At 70.0% G+C, this 16540-nt stretch carries 20 protein-coding genes; 2 read left to right on the top strand and 18 right to left on the bottom strand.

The features are described from left to right. Positions 1 to 324: 324 nt before the first annotated feature. Positions 325 to 816: a M23 family metallopeptidase gene (locus tag L942_RS45590; protein WP_037366814.1), complete on the top strand. Its 492-nt coding sequence runs from the start codon at positions 325 to 327 to the stop codon at positions 814 to 816. A 598-nt stretch (positions 817 to 1414) separates the two neighbouring features. Here the strand turns inward: L942_RS45590 and L942_RS29000 are convergent. From L942_RS29000 to L942_RS28915, 18 genes are all read right to left on the bottom strand, one after another. Further along, positions 1415 to 2398, bottom strand: coding sequence for a FliA/WhiG family RNA polymerase sigma factor (locus L942_RS29000; RefSeq protein ID WP_106965075.1), 984 nt, complete (start codon positions 2396 to 2398; stop codon positions 1415 to 1417). After that, on the bottom strand, positions 2373 to 3392 hold the full coding sequence (locus L942_RS28995; protein ID WP_037366643.1) for a tyrosine recombinase XerC: 1020 nt from the start codon (positions 3390 to 3392) through the stop codon (positions 2373 to 2375). Before L942_RS28995 ends, L942_RS29000 begins: the two co-directional genes overlap by 26 nt. Positions 3393 to 3443: 51 nt before the next feature. Then, a complete protein-coding gene (gene dprA / locus L942_RS28990; protein ID WP_037366640.1) occupies positions 3444 to 4616 on the bottom strand; it encodes a DNA-processing protein DprA in 1173 nt (390 codons plus the stop codon). After that, entirely contained in the window at positions 4613 to 4828 is a 216-nt protein-coding gene (locus tag L942_RS44500; protein ID WP_037366638.1) for a hypothetical protein, read from the bottom strand. The genes dprA and L942_RS44500 overlap by 4 nt, the downstream gene beginning before the upstream one ends. Before the next feature lie 983 nt (positions 4829 to 5811). Beyond that, complete coding sequence (locus L942_RS28980; RefSeq protein ID WP_037366637.1) at positions 5812 to 7323, bottom strand: YifB family Mg chelatase-like AAA ATPase; 1512 nt, start codon at positions 7321 to 7323, stop codon at positions 5812 to 5814. Further along, a complete protein-coding gene (locus tag L942_RS28975; protein WP_037366635.1) occupies positions 7323 to 7703 on the bottom strand; it encodes a YraN family protein in 381 nt (126 codons plus the stop codon). The genes L942_RS28980 and L942_RS28975 overlap by 1 nt, the downstream gene beginning before the upstream one ends. 240 nt (positions 7704 to 7943) lie before the next feature. Continuing rightward, the gene (locus L942_RS28970; protein ID WP_003096226.1) at positions 7944 to 8267 is read right to left on the bottom strand and encodes a DUF2469 domain-containing protein; all 324 of its coding nucleotides are present in this window, start codon (positions 8265 to 8267) and stop codon (positions 7944 to 7946) included. Further along, positions 8264 to 9052, bottom strand: coding sequence for a ribonuclease HII (locus tag L942_RS28965; protein ID WP_051166325.1), 789 nt, complete (start codon positions 9050 to 9052; stop codon positions 8264 to 8266). Before L942_RS28965 ends, L942_RS28970 begins: the two co-directional genes overlap by 4 nt. 95 nt (positions 9053 to 9147) lie before the next feature. After that, a complete protein-coding gene (gene lepB, locus L942_RS28960) occupies positions 9148 to 10074 on the bottom strand; it encodes a signal peptidase I (RefSeq protein WP_037366631.1) in 927 nt (308 codons plus the stop codon). 31 nt (positions 10075 to 10105) lie between these two features. Continuing rightward, positions 10106 to 10474, bottom strand: a complete 369-nt coding sequence (gene rplS / locus L942_RS28955; protein WP_037366629.1) for a 50S ribosomal protein L19 — start codon at positions 10472 to 10474, stop codon at positions 10106 to 10108. A 196-nt stretch (positions 10475 to 10670) separates the two neighbouring features. Next, on the bottom strand, positions 10671 to 11417 hold the full coding sequence (gene trmD, locus L942_RS28950; protein WP_037366628.1) for a tRNA (guanosine(37)-N1)-methyltransferase TrmD: 747 nt from the start codon (positions 11415 to 11417) through the stop codon (positions 10671 to 10673). Positions 11418 to 11421: 4 nt separating this feature from the next. Further along, complete coding sequence (locus tag L942_RS28945; RefSeq protein WP_037366626.1) at positions 11422 to 12129, bottom strand: hypothetical protein; 708 nt, start codon at positions 12127 to 12129, stop codon at positions 11422 to 11424. A 10-nt stretch (positions 12130 to 12139) separates the two neighbouring features. Continuing rightward, positions 12140 to 12655, bottom strand: coding sequence for a ribosome maturation factor RimM (rimM, locus tag L942_RS28940; protein ID WP_037366624.1), 516 nt, complete (start codon positions 12653 to 12655; stop codon positions 12140 to 12142). A 25-nt stretch (positions 12656 to 12680) separates the two neighbouring features. After that, the gene (locus L942_RS28935) at positions 12681 to 12920 is read right to left on the bottom strand and encodes an RNA-binding protein (protein WP_003103110.1); all 240 of its coding nucleotides are present in this window, start codon (positions 12918 to 12920) and stop codon (positions 12681 to 12683) included. Continuing rightward, positions 12917 to 13360, bottom strand: coding sequence for a 30S ribosomal protein S16 (gene rpsP, locus L942_RS28930; protein WP_037366619.1), 444 nt, complete (start codon positions 13358 to 13360; stop codon positions 12917 to 12919). The genes L942_RS28935 and rpsP overlap by 4 nt, the downstream gene beginning before the upstream one ends. A 190-nt stretch (positions 13361 to 13550) precedes the next feature. Further along, the gene (locus tag L942_RS28925; RefSeq protein ID WP_037366616.1) at positions 13551 to 14342 is read right to left on the bottom strand and encodes a type II CAAX endopeptidase family protein; all 792 of its coding nucleotides are present in this window, start codon (positions 14340 to 14342) and stop codon (positions 13551 to 13553) included. A 103-nt stretch (positions 14343 to 14445) separates the two neighbouring features. Next, positions 14446 to 15168 carry a CPBP family intramembrane glutamic endopeptidase gene (locus tag L942_RS28920; protein WP_037366615.1) on the bottom strand — a complete coding sequence of 241 codons (723 nt, stop codon included), beginning with the start codon at positions 15166 to 15168 and terminating at the stop codon, positions 14446 to 14448. 71 nt (positions 15169 to 15239) lie between these two features. After that, positions 15240 to 15794: a CGNR zinc finger domain-containing protein gene (locus L942_RS28915; RefSeq protein WP_037366613.1), complete on the bottom strand. Its 555-nt coding sequence runs from the start codon at positions 15792 to 15794 to the stop codon at positions 15240 to 15242. A 96-nt stretch (positions 15795 to 15890) separates the two neighbouring features. On the opposite strand from L942_RS28915, the gene L942_RS28910 reads away from it, so the two are divergent. Continuing rightward, on the top strand, positions 15891 to 16540 hold a 650-nt coding region (locus L942_RS28910), incomplete at its 3' end, for an epoxide hydrolase family protein (RefSeq protein ID WP_037366610.1).

The raw sequence follows: 16540 nt of genomic DNA, 5'->3' as shown, positions 1-16540 counted from the left end.
CCCATCTCGGCGCACCCGCTCCCCCGGGGCGGCCGTCACCGCAGAACGCCCGCCAGACCACCCAGAATTCGCACCGCACTCTGCCGTGCCTGGGCCCGCGCGACCTCGTCCACCCTCTTTGTCTCCCGCAGGCTCCTCCGCCCACCGCACGCTCGACCGGCCACAACCCTCTTGCCGCGGCTCCGGATCTCACTACCGTGCGATTTCAGCTGGGGCCACCCACCGCTGCGTTTGGCCGGGACCGGCAGTGAACTCCCGCTGTCCAGCCCGCGCAGCCGCAAGAACACCACCCGAACGTGGCTAATCCTGGCGACGGTCTTGACCTTGTCCGCCACCTCGGCAGCCCTGGTCGGCTCTCGAGCCGACGCCGCGCAGTCCACCTCGGACGAACCGGGCCGCCTCGCCTGGCCGCTGACGCCCCGCCCCCACGTCACCCGCAACTTCGAACCGCCCGCGACACCGTTCGGTCCAGGCCATCGAGGCGTGGACCTGGAAGCCGCCGCCGGACAACAGGTTCTGGCCGCGGACATGGGAGTAGTGGTCTTCGCCGGTCAAGTGGCAGGCCAGGGAGTAGTCGCCGTAGACCACGACGGCGGCCTCCACACCACCTACCTCCCCATCACCCCGAACGTCGCCGCCGGAGACCAGATCTATCGCGGCCAGCCGCTGGGTACCGCCGTCCCAGGCCACCCCGGCTGCCCGACCGCCACCTGCCTGCACTGGGGAGCCCGCCGCGGCACGGAATACATCGACCCGCTGGCCCTGGTCGGCGCTCCCAGCCGAGTGCGCCTCAAGCCCTGGGCCGAAGGCCCGTGATGTCCAGGAGTCGCTCGCCGAAATCCAGTCCCCGAAACGGGGTGATCAGAGGAAACGCCGAGGCAGCCGGGCTTGGCACCAACACCGCGCCGCCGCAAGACCCGACCTGAGGAAGGAGTGTGGCGACAACCGCGGTCCGCAGACGACAACCCTTAGGAGGCCGATAGCCCAAATCACTTCGCCACCCACCGCGCCCACCTCTGGCCCGCAGTGAGCCCGTCGCGTGCGGAACTGGTCGGTCACATCGACCACGCCCCTCCGGCCATCCGCTCAGAGCAGCGGAGGCTCCGCGGGAAGTCCGGCAACCAGACCGTCGCCCCAGCTGGCAGCCACATCGACCGCAGCTGCCCAACCACCCGCCCAACGACTAAGCCTCCGGCAGCCGGACCATCGCCCCAGCTCGCAGGCACATCGACCACAGCCGCCGGACCATCCGGCTAGCGGCTAAGCCTTCTCGGGCGATCAGGCAGCCAGACCGTCGCGAGTGGAGCTAGCCGGGCGCATCGACCACAGCCGTGCGGCCATCCGACTAGCAGCCAAACACCTCGCGAGACCCCGCAGCCAGACCATCGCCGTGCGGGCGATTCCGGTCGGGGAGTCAGCCGCTGGGCTGTTCCATCAGCTTGGCGCGCAGCCGCATCACCGCGCGGGTGTGCAGCTGGCTCACGCGGGATTCCGTGACGCCCAGGACTTTGCCGATCTCCGCCAGGGTCAGGCTTTCGAAGTAGTAGAGGCTGACGACGATCTTGTCGCGGTCGGTCAGCTGCGCGATGGCTTCGGCGAGCTGGCGGCGGTTGTCCTGGTCCACCAGGACGGCCACCGGGTCGACGGCGCCGTCGTCGGGGAGGGTGTCGACCAGCGAGCCGGCGTCTTTGCCCGCGGCGACCAGGTCTTCCAGTGCCACCACGCTGGTCAGGCGGAGCTGCCCGTAGAAGTCGCGCAGGTCGTCGAGGCTGATGCCCATTTCGCCGGCGAGTTCGGCGTCGGTCGGGGTGCGGTGCAGGCGGGCGCCGAGGCGTTCCAGTGCGCGAGCGGTTTCCTTCGCCTTGCTGCGCACCGCGCGCGGGACCCAGTCCTGGGAGCGCAGGTCGTCGAGGATCGCGCCCCGGATGCGTTGCATCGCGTACGTCTCGAAGCGCAGGCCGCGATCCGGGTCGAATTTCTCGATCGCGTCGACCAAGCCGAAAATGCCTGACTGCACAAGGTCGCCGACGTCTACGTGCGTCGGCAGACCGGTGCCGACCCGGCCCGCGACGTACTTCACCAGCGGGGCGTAGTGCAGCACCAGCCGGTCGCGCGACGTCTGGTCCGGTTTGTCGGCGAACTGCTGCCACAGCGCCTGAATCCCCGCGTCGACATCCTGACCAGGACGACCGTCCCCGCTGACGGCGTCCTGCACGCCGGGGCGCTCCGCCCCGGCTTCCGTGACCTGCGACGTGGAAGTCATTGCACGGTCGTTCTCGGCGTGCTGCTCAGTGTGGTCTCCGTGCTCGTGCGGATGCGCGTGCGCCGACGGTTCGGCCCTGCCGTCCCCGGCCGAGCCGCCGCCGGCCTCTTCAGGCCCGCGGGTGTGCTCGGTCATGGATCGCCTTCAGCCGATCGACGGTCACATGAGTGTAGAGCTGGGTCGTGACCAGCGTAGCGTGACCAAGCAGTTCCTGAACGCTCCTGAGATCGGCACCTCCTTCGAGCAGATGCGTCGCGGCGGAATGCCTTAGCCCGTGCGGCCCCATGTCCGTTGCGCCCGGCACCGCGGCCACCGCTTCGTGCACCACGCGGCGCGCCGCGCGCGGGTCGAGGCGCTTGCCGCGGACGCCCAGGAAAAGCGCCTTCGGCGGCGTTTCCCCAGCAAGGGCGGGCCGTCCGTCCTCCAGCCACGCGGTCAGCGCCTCGGCCGCCGGGACGCCGAACGGGACTGTCCGCTCCTTGTCGCCCTTGCCTACCACCGAAACCACCCGGCGGGAAAAGTCCACGCTGCCGACGTCCAGACCGCACAACTCCGACACCCGAATGCCGGTTGCATACAGCAATTCGACCAACGCGCGGTCACGCAGAGCAATCGGATCCCGTTCGGCTGCCCCTTTCGCGGAGGCGTCCATGAGCGCGTCGGCCTGCTCGGCGCGGAGCACACCGGGCAAGGTCCGGTGCGTGCGCGGCGCGGCGAGCCGGCCGCCGGGATCCGACTTCAGCACACCGGTGCGGTGCGCCCAAGCCGTGAAGGTGCGCGCGGCCGCGGCGCGGCGCGCGAGGGTGGTGCGCCCGGCGCCGTCCGAGCGCTGCCCCGCGAGCCACGCGCGCAGCTGCGTGACATCCAAGTCCTCAAAGGGCCGCGCGGGACGGTCGCCCTCCCCCACGGTCAGGAACGCCAACAGCGAAACCACATCGCCGACGTACGCGCGCACAGTGTGCGGCGACAGCCCACGCTCCAGCGACAGATGCCGTTCGTAATCGGCCACCACCGACTCGGCTGACTCCGGCAATTCGGCGCGAAGAGCCCGAAGATCGGGTCGTGGCGGGCGTTTCCGGTGTCCACCCGGACGCGGAACCGCGTCCTTGCGCGCACTCGCTGACGGCATGGCGATTACGCTGCGCGAACCATCGCCGTTGGTCAAGCATCGCCACGCCCATCATCGGTTCGCCGTTCGGACTATCTGTCGCCAGCCCGTCTCTCCGCGCACCGCGAAGCCGTCGATTTCCAGTGCGGGCAACAAGGCGCGAACTCGGGAAACGGGCACGCCAGCGCTTTCCGCGACCTCCTCCGGAGCCCGTCCGGCCCGTGGGAGCAGTGCGTCGTAGACCCGCGACGCCTCCGGACCGAGTCTGTCCGTCGGACGCCGGCTCGGTTCGGCGGCAGGAGCTGCGGTGCCGAACCGGCCCACCGTTTCGAGCACCTCGTCGACCGAGGTCACCAACGTGGCCTTGCAGTCCCGGATCAGCGCGTGGCAACCGGCTGAACTGCCCGAATGCACTGATCCCGGCACTGCCATCACGACCTTGCCGAGCGCGCCCGCGATGGTGGCGGTATTGCGTGCGCCACTACGGATTCCGGCCTCCACAACGACTGTGCCGTCGGTAAGACCTGCGATAAGGCGGTTGCGCACCAGAAATCGATGGCGTGCGGGCGGGGTCTTCGGTGCGTACTCGCTGACGATCGCCCCGCCCGCGGCGACGATGCGGTTCAACAAGTCGCTGTTTCCAGACGGATAGGCATGGTCGACCGCGCAGCCGAGCAGCGCGACCGTGACTCCGCCGCCGCTGAGCGCACCGCGATGAGCGGCGGCGTCGATGCCCAAGGCAGCACCGGAGAACACCGGTACTTGTCGGCTTGCCAACGCATGGCCGAACTCGAGGGCGTTGTGCACGCCGTAGTCCGTAGCCATCCGCGCGCCGACGATCGCCACCGCACGGTCGGCGGCTTCGGCCAGGCTCGCGTCGCCGCGCACCCAGAGTCCGAGCGGAGCGGCCACGTGCTTCACGCCGTTTCCGGTTGCTACCGCTAGAGACAGCAATGGCCACGCCGGCCATTCGTGGTCTTCGGGAACCACGAGCCGGGCACCGACCTTGGCGGCTGCCTCCAGATCTTGTTCCGCGACCGTGGATTCCCGGCGGGCGGCTGTTTCGCGGAGAACTTTTTCCGGACAGTCCCCGGCCCGCACCCGCTCGGCTGCCACGACCGGGCCGTGTTGGCCGACGAACTCCAGCAGATGCGGTGCCGGTGGTTCCGCGACGCCGAGCAGGTATGCGCGGGCGAGCCGTTCGGAATCGGTCGCCGCGGTCTGGTCCTCAACTGCGACGCTCACGCCGCACCTCTTCGGCCGCCGGGATTCTCGGAGCGGACGACGGCGAGGTGCCGGTGCAGCGCCAACCGTTCTCGGACCCGGACCGGGTCGTGTTCGGGCCGGATCTCCCGGTGCCGGACCGGCTGCAGATGCCGGACGATCTTGTGCTGCGGCGTCTTCGGCCTGCGGTGCCGGGTGCGCGGGGACGAGGATGGGATGGCTCGGTTCGACATCGTGCTTTCCTTTCAGTGCGGATTCCGGACGGCGGGTTTGCCGGTCCGGATGGGACATCTCGTCGGGGGATCGGGGTGGTTTCGGAGCGTTCGCCGCGAACATCCACCGCGGCGCGGCTCAGCACGGCACCAGAACCGCGTGCTGCGCCGGGGCAGCACTCGGTCGCGCGCCGAGGCCATCCGCCACGGCTGAGCGGACAAGCGGCAGAGCCGCTGGCCTCGAGCGACAAGCCGCCGGGCCGAAGCTTGGCTCCGGGCCACGGCGAACAACGTCCGGGCGGGCGAACCCGGTGCACCGGCCCAGCGAGCTGATGCCCGCCAAATGCGCGGACCCCTCACTGCCGAGGGGATTCGGCACCACGCTGCGGAGGACAGTCGCCCGCGGAGCGCAAACCCAACGCCCCAGCCCAGCAAGCTGACGCCCGCCAGATACGCCGCCCCCTCACCGCCGAGAGGATTCGACGCCACGCTGCGGCGGACAGTCGCCCGCGGAGGGTGAACCCTGTGCCCCGACCCAGCGAGCTGGTGCCCGCCGAATGCACGGCCCCCTCCTCGCCGACGGGATTCGGCACCGCGCTGCGGCGGACGCCCGCCCGCAGAGGGCAAACCCAACGCCTCAGCCCAGCGAGCCGCTGACCCGTCCCCGCGGAGGGGAGTCGGCACCACGCGGTGGCGAACGGCCGTCTGGGGGAGGGCGAACCCGGTGCCCCAGCCCAGCAAGCTGACGCCCGCCAGGTCCGCGGACCCGTCCCCGCCGAGAGGATTCGACACCACGCTGCGGCGGACAGTCGCCCCCGGGGGCAAACCCAGCGCCCCAGCCCAGCAAGCTGACGCCCGCCAGATCCGCGGATCCGTCGCAGCTGAGGGGTTCGGTGCCACGCGGTGGCGGACGGCGGACCCGGCACCCGGTCCCAGCGAGCTAATGCCAACCGGGGCGCGAACCAGTCTCGCCGAGTGGCGGGCGGTACCGCCTGCGAGGCGGGTCAGCCGGTTTTGCGCTCTCGGAAGTCCAGGGCCGCGGTGACGTGGTCGGTGTCGGGTTGGGGCAGAGCGGCCAGGTCGGCCAAGGTCCAGGCGATGCGCAGGCACCGGTCGGCGCCGCGGGCGGTCAGCAAGCCTCGGTCCAGGGCTCGGTCCAGGACTGCGGTGGCGGGCGGCGGCAACGCGAAATCTCGGCGTAGGACTGGGCCCGGGACTTCGGTGTTGGACTGCCAGCCGTGTTTGTGCCAGCGGTGTTTGGCGCGGTCGCGGGCGGCCAGTACTCGGGCTCGGACGGCTGACGACGGTTCCGGGGTGGTCGATTGGTGGGCGGAGATCGCGGTGAGGGGGCGCAACCGGACGCGCAGGTCGACGCGGTCCAGGAGCGGGCCGGATAGTCGTGACAGGTAGCGGCGGCGGGTGGTTACGGAGCAGGTGCAGTCGGTTTCTCGGGGCGGTGCGCAGGGGCATGGGTTCGTGGCCAGGACTAGTTGGAACTGCGCGGGATAGCGAACGACGCCTTTCGCGCGGGCGATGCGGACTTCCCCTTCTTCCAGGACAGTGCGGAGCGAGTCGAGACGTTGGTTTCCGAATTCGCAGGCCTCGTCTAAAAACAGGACCCCTCGATGGGCTCGGCTGATCGCACCGGGGGCCGCCAAGCCGGTGCCGCCGCCGATGAGAGCCGGTGGGCTGATCGAGTGGTGTGGGGCGACGAACGGCGGGACCGTCACCAAGGGCGACGACTTGGACAGGGAGCCGTCCACGGAGTGGATCGCGGTTACTTCCAAGGACTCCTCGGGGGAAAGATCCGGGAGCAGGCCGGGGAGGCGTCTGGCGAGCATGCTTTTGCCGACGCCGGGCGGGCCGGTGAGCAGGAGGTGGTGGCCGCCCGCCGCGGCGACTTCCAGGGCCCATCGGGCTTCTGGCTGGCCTACGACGTCGGCCAAGTCGGGGACTGCCGTGGGAGCGGCCGATGTGGGGGCGGCGGGAGCGGCTAGTTCGCCTTCGTCTTTGAGCCAGGCGATCAGTTCGGCTAGGCGGGTTACGCCGGAGACTTCCAGACCGTCGACCAGGGCGGCTTCCACTAACGACTCAGTCGGGACTACGGCGCGTTCGTGACCCGCGGCTTTGGCTGCGAGCAGGCCGGGGAGCACGCCGCGCACGGGGCGGATTCGGCCGTCCAGGGCCAGTTCTCCCAAGAGGATGGTGTGCAGCAGTTTCCGGGCTGGGACGGCACCGATGGCGGCCAGCACCGCGGCGGCGATGCCCAGGTCGTAGCCCGAGCCCATTTTCGGCAGGTTGGCAGGTGACAGGGCCAGCGTGATTTTGCCGTCGGGCCAGGACTGGCCGGAGTTGCGGACGGCGGAGCGGACTCGGTCTTTCGCCTCGCGGAGGCCGGCGTCGGGAAGGCCGACCAGGGTGACGCGGCTCAGGCCGCCGCCGAGGTCGGCTTCGATTTCGACTACCCGGCCTTCGATGCCGAGCAGCGCGACGGACCAGGTTTTGGCGTGCGGCATCAGAAAGCTCCGACCAGGTGCCGCACGACGGGCTCTTCGCCGGCGGGAGCGTAAACGGTCACGACGTCGTACCGGACCCGGCACCAGCCGACTCGATGTTCCTTGAGCCAGCGCATGGCGGCTCGGTGCACCCGGTCGATCTTCTCCGGCGTGACCGACTCCGCCGGGGTGCCGTATTCGGTGCTGGAGCGGGTTTTGACCTCGCAGAAGATCACCCGGTCGCCTTCGGACAGGACCAGGTCCAGTTCGCCTTCGCGGCAGTGCCAGTTCCGGCTGAGCAGGACCATGCCGGCGGCCTGCAGATGCCGGGCGGCGAGGTCCTCGCCCCAGCGGCCGAACGTCCGGCGCCACTGCGCGCCGGGGTGCGGGCCGTCGTTCATGGTGTCCCCCTCGGACAAGCGTGAGCACCGCCGATCACGGTGCGTGTGCTGCCACGATCGCAGCGTGATCAACAGCCGCGCCAGGGGAATTCCGCACAACTGTGGATAACCCGGGGGTTGTGGATCAGCGCAGGGTCGAGCGGTAGAAACCCCGGCGGATTGTCGGTGCGGTGTGCGGGGGCCGGGAACGACGAAGGCCACCCGGGCAGATGCCGGGTGGCCTCGTGGCGAAAAGCGGGATCAGCCGGAGAACGGGCCGTCCTCGGGGAGCCGCAGGTCGGGTTTGTCCAGTTCTTCGACGTTGACGTCCTTGAAGGTGATGACCCGGACGTGCTTCACGAACCGGGCGGGACGGTACATGTCCCACACCCAGGCGTCCGACATGCGCACCTCGAAGTACACCTCGCCCCCGCCGTCGCGGACCTGGACGTCCACCGCGTTGGCCAGGTAGAACCGCCGCTCGGTCTCCACCACGTACGAGAACTGGCCCACTATGTCGCGGTACTCGCGGTACAGCGAGAGCTCCATCTCGGTCTCGTACTTCTCGAGATCCTCTGCGCTCATGAAATCCGCGCCCCTCCTCGCGTTCGTCCTGCTCCGGCGGCGGAGCGTTCATTCTTACCCACCGAGCGGCCCGGGGCACGGACCGGCCCGCCCGCTTTTTCGAGGGCATTCTCCAGTGCAGCGTAGGTGAGCACGACCGGATGCGGGGCAGTGAGTCCATGGGCGAGGGCGACCGTGGCGACATTCGTGTAGGACCAGCGGTGCGCCGGGCTCGGGCCGTGCTCACTCAGCGCAGCCAGATGGTCCGACGTGCTGTAGCCCTTGTGCACGTCGAAGCCGTACGCCGGCAACTCTTCGTGCAGGCCGGCCATGATCCGGTCCCTCGTCACCTTCGCCAGCACCGACGCCGCCGCGATGCTCGCGACGCTGCGGTCTCCCTTGATCACCGCGACATTCGGCGCGGGAATTCCCGGGACCGGGAAGCCGTCGGTGAGGACGTAGCCGGGATGGGTGCGCAGACCGGCGACCGCGCGGCGCATGCCCTCGAGGTTCATCACCCGGATGCCGAGCAAGTCCACCTGCTCGGAAGGAATGACGATCACCGAGTAGTCGAGCGCGCGTTGCAGGACGCGATCGTAAACGCGCTCCCGGGCCTTCGCGGTGAGCATTTTCGAATCGGTCAGTTCGGGCAGGCGCGCGCCGTCGCCGGGACGGAGCACGCAAGACGCCACCACCAGCGGGCCAGCGCAGGCACCGGCACCGGCCTCGTCGACACCGGCTACGGGGCCGAGGCCGCGTCGTTCGAGTGCGCCTTGCAGACCCCAGAACAGCTCGCCGCGGACCACGGCACGCGGCGGGCGCAGCCGTTCTGCCGGAGTGCGGGGAGGAGGGAGAGTCACCGAAACACCACCCGGGAGTCGCGGACGACGGGACGCACCGCTTACCGTCTCCGGCCGGCCGCCTTGCGGAGGCCTGCCTTCAACCGGCGTCCGACGAAAAGCGTCGGCACCGCGGTGGCGAAACCGATGCCCAGCGGCAGCCCTTGCTGCCACGCGGGCGCGCCGAGCGCGACCGGCTGGGCGTTCTGCTGCGGGTTGTGGTCCGAAATCCCGCCCCAGCGGCTCGGCGGCAGCACGATGATGCGGGCCTTGCCGATGACGTCGTCGACGGGCACCGCACCGTTGGGACCGCCGCCGCCCTGATAGCGCGAGTCGGCGGAGTTGTTGCGGTTGTCGCCCATCACCCAGAGCGCGCCCTGCGGGACCTTCACCGGGGCGAACGACTCCTGGACGGGGTGGTTCTTGTCTTCCCAGTGGATGTAGGGCTCGTCGAGGGCCTTGCCGTCGACGATCACCCGGTTGCGGTCGTCGCAGCACTGGACGGTCTGGCCGCCGGTGGCGATGACGCGCTTGACGAAGTCGCGCTCGTCCGGCGGCGCGAAGCCGACCAGCGAGCCGAGGCCGCGCAGCGCGCGGACGACGATGTTGCTCGACTCCTGCGGTGCGATCTCGTTCTCGGTCCACGCGGGCGGGCCCTTGAACACGATCACGTCCCCCGGGGAGGGGTCGGTGAAGTCGTAGGTGACGCGGTCGACCAGGATCCGGTCGCCGGTGCAGCCGGGGCAGCCGTGCAGCGTGGCCTCCATGGATCCCGAGGGGATCATGTAGACCTTGGCGAGGAACGCCTGGATCAGGATCGTGAGCACCAGGGCGATCACGATCAGGATCGGCAGTTCCTTCCAGAACGACCGCTTTTTCGAGGACTTGCCTCGCCGGTGCGACCCCCGACGCCCGCCGGACCGTTCCTGGTCCTCCTCCGGGCGTTCGGGGCCGTCCTCATCGGCGTTCCGCGACACAGGTTCGACCACGTCGCCAGGCTACCGGTAGCCGACTCGTCACTCAGGAGGCGGAGGTGGTCTCGCGGTTCTCGCGGCGCTCCTTGATCTTCGCCTTCTTGCCGCGCAGCTCGCGCAGGTAGTACAGCTTCGCCCGGCGCACGTCGCCGCGCTTGAAGACCTCGACCTGCGACAGGTTCGGCGAGTGCACCGGGAAGGTGCGCTCGACGCCGACGCCGAACGAAACCTTGCGCACGGTGAAGGTCTCCCGGATGCCGCCGCCCTGCCGGCGGATCACGACGCCCTGGAAGACCTGGTTGCGCTCGCGGTTGCCCTCGATGACGCGGACGTGCACCTTGAGCGTGTCGCCGGGGCGGAAGTCCGGGATGTCGGAACGCAGTGACTGCGCGTCCAGCGCGTCCAGGGTGTTCATCGGTGGTCCGTCCTCGTATTCGTGTGGCTTACGTACAGCTTGAGCGCACAGTCAGAGTCACTGTGACTAACCCAGGGCTGATGGCATTCACGGTTGGCCTCGCGGCTTCGACAGCCGCCACGAGCAGTTGTCAACCACTACGCGTCACGCCAACTGATTCATTATGGCAGAGGCCCCCGGAGACCTCGCACGGGGCCTATCCGGGCTGGTCGTCCAGCCTTTCGAGCACCTCGCGGTCCCGCTTGTCCAGGCTCCCCTCGGGCAGCCGGGCCAGCAGATCGGGCCGCCGCCGTGCGGTGCGTTCCAGCGCCTGGTCGCGCCGCCAGCGGTCGATCAGCGCGTGGTTGCCCGAGCGCAGCACCTCCGGCACCGCCAGGTCGCGCCATACTTCCGGGCGGGTGTAGCTGGGGCCTTCGAGCAGGCCGTCGGAGAACGAGTCCTCGGCCGCCGACCGCGCGTTGCCGAGCACGCCCGGCAGCAGCCGGACCACGGCCTCGACGATCACCAGCACCGCGGCCTCGCCGCCGACCAGCACGTAGTCGCCGATGGAGACCTCGTCGACCGGCATCCGGCGGGCCGCGTCGTCGACGACCCGCTGGTCGATGCCCTCGTAGCGGCCGCACGCGAACACCAGGTGCTTTTCCTCGGCGTAGGCGTGCGCCAGCTCCTGGGTGAACGGCTTGCCCGCCGGGGTCGGGACCACGAGCCGGGTCCCGTCGCCGCACACGTCGTCCAGGGCGGGGCCCCAGATCTGCGGCTTCATCACCATGCCGGGGCCGCCACCGTACGGCGCGTCGTCGACCGCGCGGTGCACGTCGTGGGTCCAGTCGCGCAGGTCGTGCACGCCGACCTCGATCAGGCCGCGGTCGATCGCCCGGCCCAGCAGCGCGGCACGCAGCGGGTCGAGGTACTCGGGGAAAATGGTGACGACGTCGATGCGCAAGCGGTTACCAGTTCCAGTACTCGGTGGCCTCGGCGTGCCACGGGTTCGGGACGTCCTGGTCGATCGCGAAGGCCATGCCGAGTCCCTTCGCGATTTTCATGCTGCGGTGCAGGGTCTGGCGGATCGGCGACCCGGCGGGCAGCCCGTTGTCGTCCGACCACGTCTCGGTCTGCGTGATGCACGTGCGCGCCCCGAAGCGGGCGTTTGAGCACGGAGCCGGCGCGCCCCACGTCTGCAGGTGCTCGAAGCGGACGACCTTGCCCGAGCTCTTCTCGGTGATCGTGCCGCGCGCGATGAGCCGGTAGTCGGTGGACGGCACGGTCCAGCGCACATAGTGCTGGCGGCCGCCGTCGGACGGGATCGGCGTGCACTTCGCGCCGTCGCAGGCGAATTCTTCGGTGACGCGCTCCGAGTAGTACGTGCCGTTGCCGTCCCAGCCGTCGATCAGCACCCAGTCGCCCGAGCGGACGAAGTGCTCGGCGGTCGCCGGCGGCCACGTGACCGGGTCGCCCCAGGTGATCTGCGATTCGGTGGCCGACTGCGGCGACCAGGCCCACTGGAACGCCTTCTCCCCCGGCGGCGCGTACTGGCCGGCGCTGCGCTGGAACATCAGCGAGAAGTCGCCGTACACCGGCGAAGCGGCCCGCGCGGGCGGCGCGGCGAAAGCGGTGGCCAGAACGGCTGCGAAAACGGCCTTCGTCCAGAACTTCACGAACTCCCCCTCAATCAGCGTCGAGGAGGCCTTCGGGCGGATCGAGCACGACCCGGCCCCCGGCGACGTCCACCACCGGGACGATGGCGCGGACGAAAGGCACCAGCACCGAGCGTCCGTCGTGATCGAGTTCGAGCAATTCCCCGGCCGGCGAGTGGACGACCTCGACGACCTTGCCCACAACGGTCCCGTCGGCCAGTTCGGCGCGCAGGCCGGCCAGCTCGTGGTCGTAGAACTCGTCCGGGTCGTCCGTGGGCGGCAGCGCGCCGGTGTCCGCCAGCAGCAGCGCGCCGCGCAGGGTTTCCGCGACGTCGCGCGTGAGCACTTCCTCGAAACGCACCAGCAGCCGCCCGCTGTGTTCGCGGGCGGCTGCGATGGTGAGTTCTCTCGTGCTGCCGTCGCGCAGCTTCGTCGTGACGACCGCACCGATCGCGAACCGCTCCTGCGGCGAATCCGTGCGCACGTCGACCGCGAGCTCGCCGCGGATGCCGTGCGCCTTCGCGATACGGCCGACTACGACGTCCATACCTGACCGTTTCCGAGATTCCGGGTCAGCGGTCGGTGTCGACGACGTCCACGCGGACGCCGCGGCCGCCGATGCCGCCCATCACGGTGCGCAGAGCGGTCGCGGTGCGCCCGCCCCGGCCGATCACCTTGCCGAGGTCGTCGGGGTGGACGTGCACCTCGAGCGTGCGGCCACGACGCGTGGTCAGCAGCTCGACCCGGACCTCGTCCGGGTTGTCGACGATCCCGCGCACCAGGTGCTCGAGGGAGTCGGCGAGGAAGCTCACTCGGACTTCTCGCCCTCAGCCGCTTCAGCCTTCTCGGCCTCGGCCTTCTTCGGGGCCGACTTCTTCTTCGGCGTGACGGCCTCGGTGGAGGGCTCCTCGCCGGCCGCGGCCAGCGCCGCGTTGAACAGGTCCTGCTTGGACGGCTTCGGCTCGGCCACCTTCAGGGTGCCCTCGGCGCCCGGCAGGCCCTTGAACTTCTGCCAGTCGCCGGTGATCTCGAGGATGCGCTGGACCGGCTCGGTCGGCTGCGCGCCGACGCCCAGCCAGTACTGCGCCCGCTCGGTGTCGACCTCGATGAGGCTCGGCTCTTCCTTCGGGTGGTACTTGCCGATCGTCTCGATGGCCTTGCCGTCCCGGCGGGTGCGCGCGTCGGCGATGATGATGCGGTAGTACGGCGCACGGATCTTGCCGAGGCGCTGCAGCTTGATCTTGACGGCCACGGGTGTGGGTACTCCTCAGTGCTGTGTGGTGCGGGGCGTGCGCCGAGCCCGTGGGGACAGGCTTGCGACGCCCGGAGGTCAGGAGCTTCCACACGGCGAGAGGGTCCGGCGGAAGCGGGCAAGCAAACATTCTGCCAGATGCCCGTCGCCGCGCCCGCACAAGGCCCCGGTTAGACGTGCGTGACCAGCGTCAGAAGGACGCGAGGCCGAGCGAACCGAGCAGGATCGCGACCGCCGGCAGGAAGTTGTTGACCGCGTGCGCGACGATGCTGCCGGCCAGCCTGCCGGTGGACAGCCTCGCCAGCCCGATCGGGATGGAGATCACCAGCAGCAGCGTGGTGCGCAGCGGTTCCAGGTGGCTGGCCGCGAAGACCGCGGTGGACAGCAGGAACGCGGCGACCCGGCCGAAGCGTTCGCTGCGCCACTGCAGCCGTTCCACCGCTCCCCAGAGCAGGCCGCGGTAGATGATCTCCTCGCAGATCGGCCCGAGCAGCCACAGGTAGCCGAACATCACCGCGGCGGCGGGCACGGACATTTTGCGGTCGTCGACCAGCGCGCTGATCGCCGACGTCGCGTTCGCGCTGCCGACCAGCTGGGTCCACACGTAGGCGCTCAGCGACGTGAGCACCAGGCCGAGCAGGCCGAATTTGAGCCCGGTCCAGACGTCCGCCCAGCGCCACGCGAGCCGCAGGTCGAGCTTGGGACCGTTGCCGCGCACGAGGGTGATCAGCACCGCGGCTCCGGCGGCGATCATGGTGGGCAGCATCGTGCCGAGCAGTACCGTGCTGATCGGCAGCGGCCGGCCCGCAGCCGTCGGACCGGACAGCGCGCCGATGAACGCGGCCGACGCCAGCAGCACAGCCTCGACCAGCAGGAACGCCCCGAATCCCCAGCGATGCGCCGGGAACGGCCTCGGTTCGGCCACGAAGTCCTCCGGGGTGAGCGCACGGGAGATGGGTTCGCCGGGCTGTGATGCGGTCACGCCCGCCTCCCCGTGCTCGCTCTGCTCACCGGTCGAGCCTAGCGGCCGGAATGGTTTCGCACAGTACTCGGCTGGTCACCGGTTTCCGGCTTTTCCGCCGCGCTCAGTGCCCGGTGAACAGCAGGACGGCGGGCGGCAGGTTGTTGGCCGCGTGCGCGAGCACGCTCGCCGAGGTCCGGCCCGAATAATGCCGCGCCAGCCCGAGGACGAGACCCTGGCCGAACAGCGCGATCGTGCGCGTGGTCTCGCCGTGCAGCAGCGCGAACAGCATCGAGGTGAGCACGAGCACCACCCACGGCGGGATCTTGTAGTGCAGCAGGGCGTTCCACAGCGCCCCGCGCAGCAGCAGTTCCTCGGTGAGCGGGACGGCGACCACCAGCACCAGCGCGGTCGCGACCAGCCAGACCGGACGGCCGCCGGACACGTCCGGCAGGTCGGTGAGCGGGCTGTCGGACACCTCGTCCCCGCCGAAGACCGCTATTTCGGCGACGTTCAGCACGAAGCCCGCGACGAGCGCGAGCAGACCGCAGGCGAGGCCGATGCGCAGGTCGCGCCCTCGCACGCGGAGGCCGAAGTCGCGTTCCAGGCCGGAGCCGTACCGCAGCGACGAGATCGCCGGGCCGAGGCCGAGGACCAGGTTCGGCAGGAAGGCCAGCAGCAGGAGCGGTCCCGCGTACGCCTCGACCGGGTCGTTGTCGCCGACGTGCCGGTTGAACGCGGCCGCGGTGAGCAGGGTGACGAGGTAGTAGCCGGCTACTCCGAAAAAGAACGCGGCGAACGCCCAATGGGCGCCCAGAATTCGCTTTCCCCCACCGTCTTCGGCCACGGGTTCACGCTATGTGCCTGCGCTGTGGCGCATCGAGGCGGGGTCGCCTCGCCTCGAAGCCCGGCCGGCGATCAACGCGAGCCGCGCCTGCTCCGGTAGGCCGCGACGCTGGCCCGGTGCGCGCAGGTTCGGGTGCAGTACTGCTTCGAGCCGTTGCGCGAGAGGTCCACGAAAGTAGCTCGGCAGGTCGATCCGGCGCACACGCCTAGACGAGCGGGACCGAGCGTGGCGATCACGGAAGCCAGTGCGCTGAGCGTGGTCGCGGCGAGGCGCGCCGCGCAGCGGTCGGTGTCGGACGTCACCTCGGTCCACCAGCGGTCGTCCTCGTGGCGCAGCACCGGGGTGGCGCGGCTACGCCGCAGACCGTCGTTGAGCAGGGCCGCGGCTTCGGTCGGGTCCGCAGCCGCCCGTTCCAGCACTGCACGCACGGTCTCGCGCAACGCACGGACTTCTGCCAGGTCAGCCCGGGTGAGCTGGCAGAAGTCCGTGCCCGCGGGACGGCCGACGAGGAAGTCCCGGAGCTGTTCCACGGTCTCGAGTGCGTCCTCGCCCTTGATCGGCCGCAGGGTATTGGCCAGGTCGACCGCCGTCTGGACCGCCGAGGCGGTGTGACCCGCATGAATCATTTGACGTGTCTCCTGAAGCGACTCTACCGTGACACTCATAGCCACTTTCACGTGTTACACGGTACTCGCCGAGAAGAACCCGTAAGGAGCCTTGTCGTGGCCGCCGAGCCGTTCGAGGTCAGCGTCACCGAAGCGGAGATCGCGGACCTGCGGGAACGGCTGCGACGGACCCGGTGGCCCGAGCGCGAGCCGGTGGCCGACTGGTCCCAGGGGGTGCCGCTGGCGTATGCGCGAGAGCTGTGTCGTGCCTGGGCGGAGGACTACGACTTCGGGTTCGCCGAGCGGCTGAACGCGTTCCCGCAGTACCGCGACACGATCGACGGACTGGGCATCCATTTCCTGCACATCCGCTCGCCGGAGCCGGACGCGTTCCCGCTCGTGCTCACGCACGGGTGGCCGGGTTCGGTGCTCGAATTCCTGGAGATCATCAGCCCGCTGACCGATCCGCGCGCGCACGGCGGCGACCCGGCGGACGCGTTCCACGTCGTCGCGCCGTCGTTGCCCGGCTACGGCTGGAGCGACAAGCCGCAGACGACCGGGTGGGGCGTCACTCGCACCGCGCGCGCCTGGGATGCGTTGATGGTCTCGCTCGGCTACGAACGCTACGGCGCGCAGGGCGGTGACTGGGGTTCGGCAGTGGCCGGCGCGCTCGGCGAAGTAGCGCCAGAGCGGGTCGCCGGCGTGCATGTGAATCTGGGGTCCGTAGCGGCGGGCGCGTTCGACGACCCGACGCCCGCCGAGCTGGC

It is taken from the genome of Amycolatopsis orientalis DSM 43388 (assembly GCF_000411975.1).
In the GTDB taxonomy this organism is placed as follows: Bacteria; Actinomycetota; Actinomycetes; order Mycobacteriales; family Pseudonocardiaceae; genus Amycolatopsis; species Amycolatopsis orientalis_D.
Note: the sequence above shows the minus strand (reverse complement) of the source record. Positions and strands in the feature narration are given on the sequence as shown.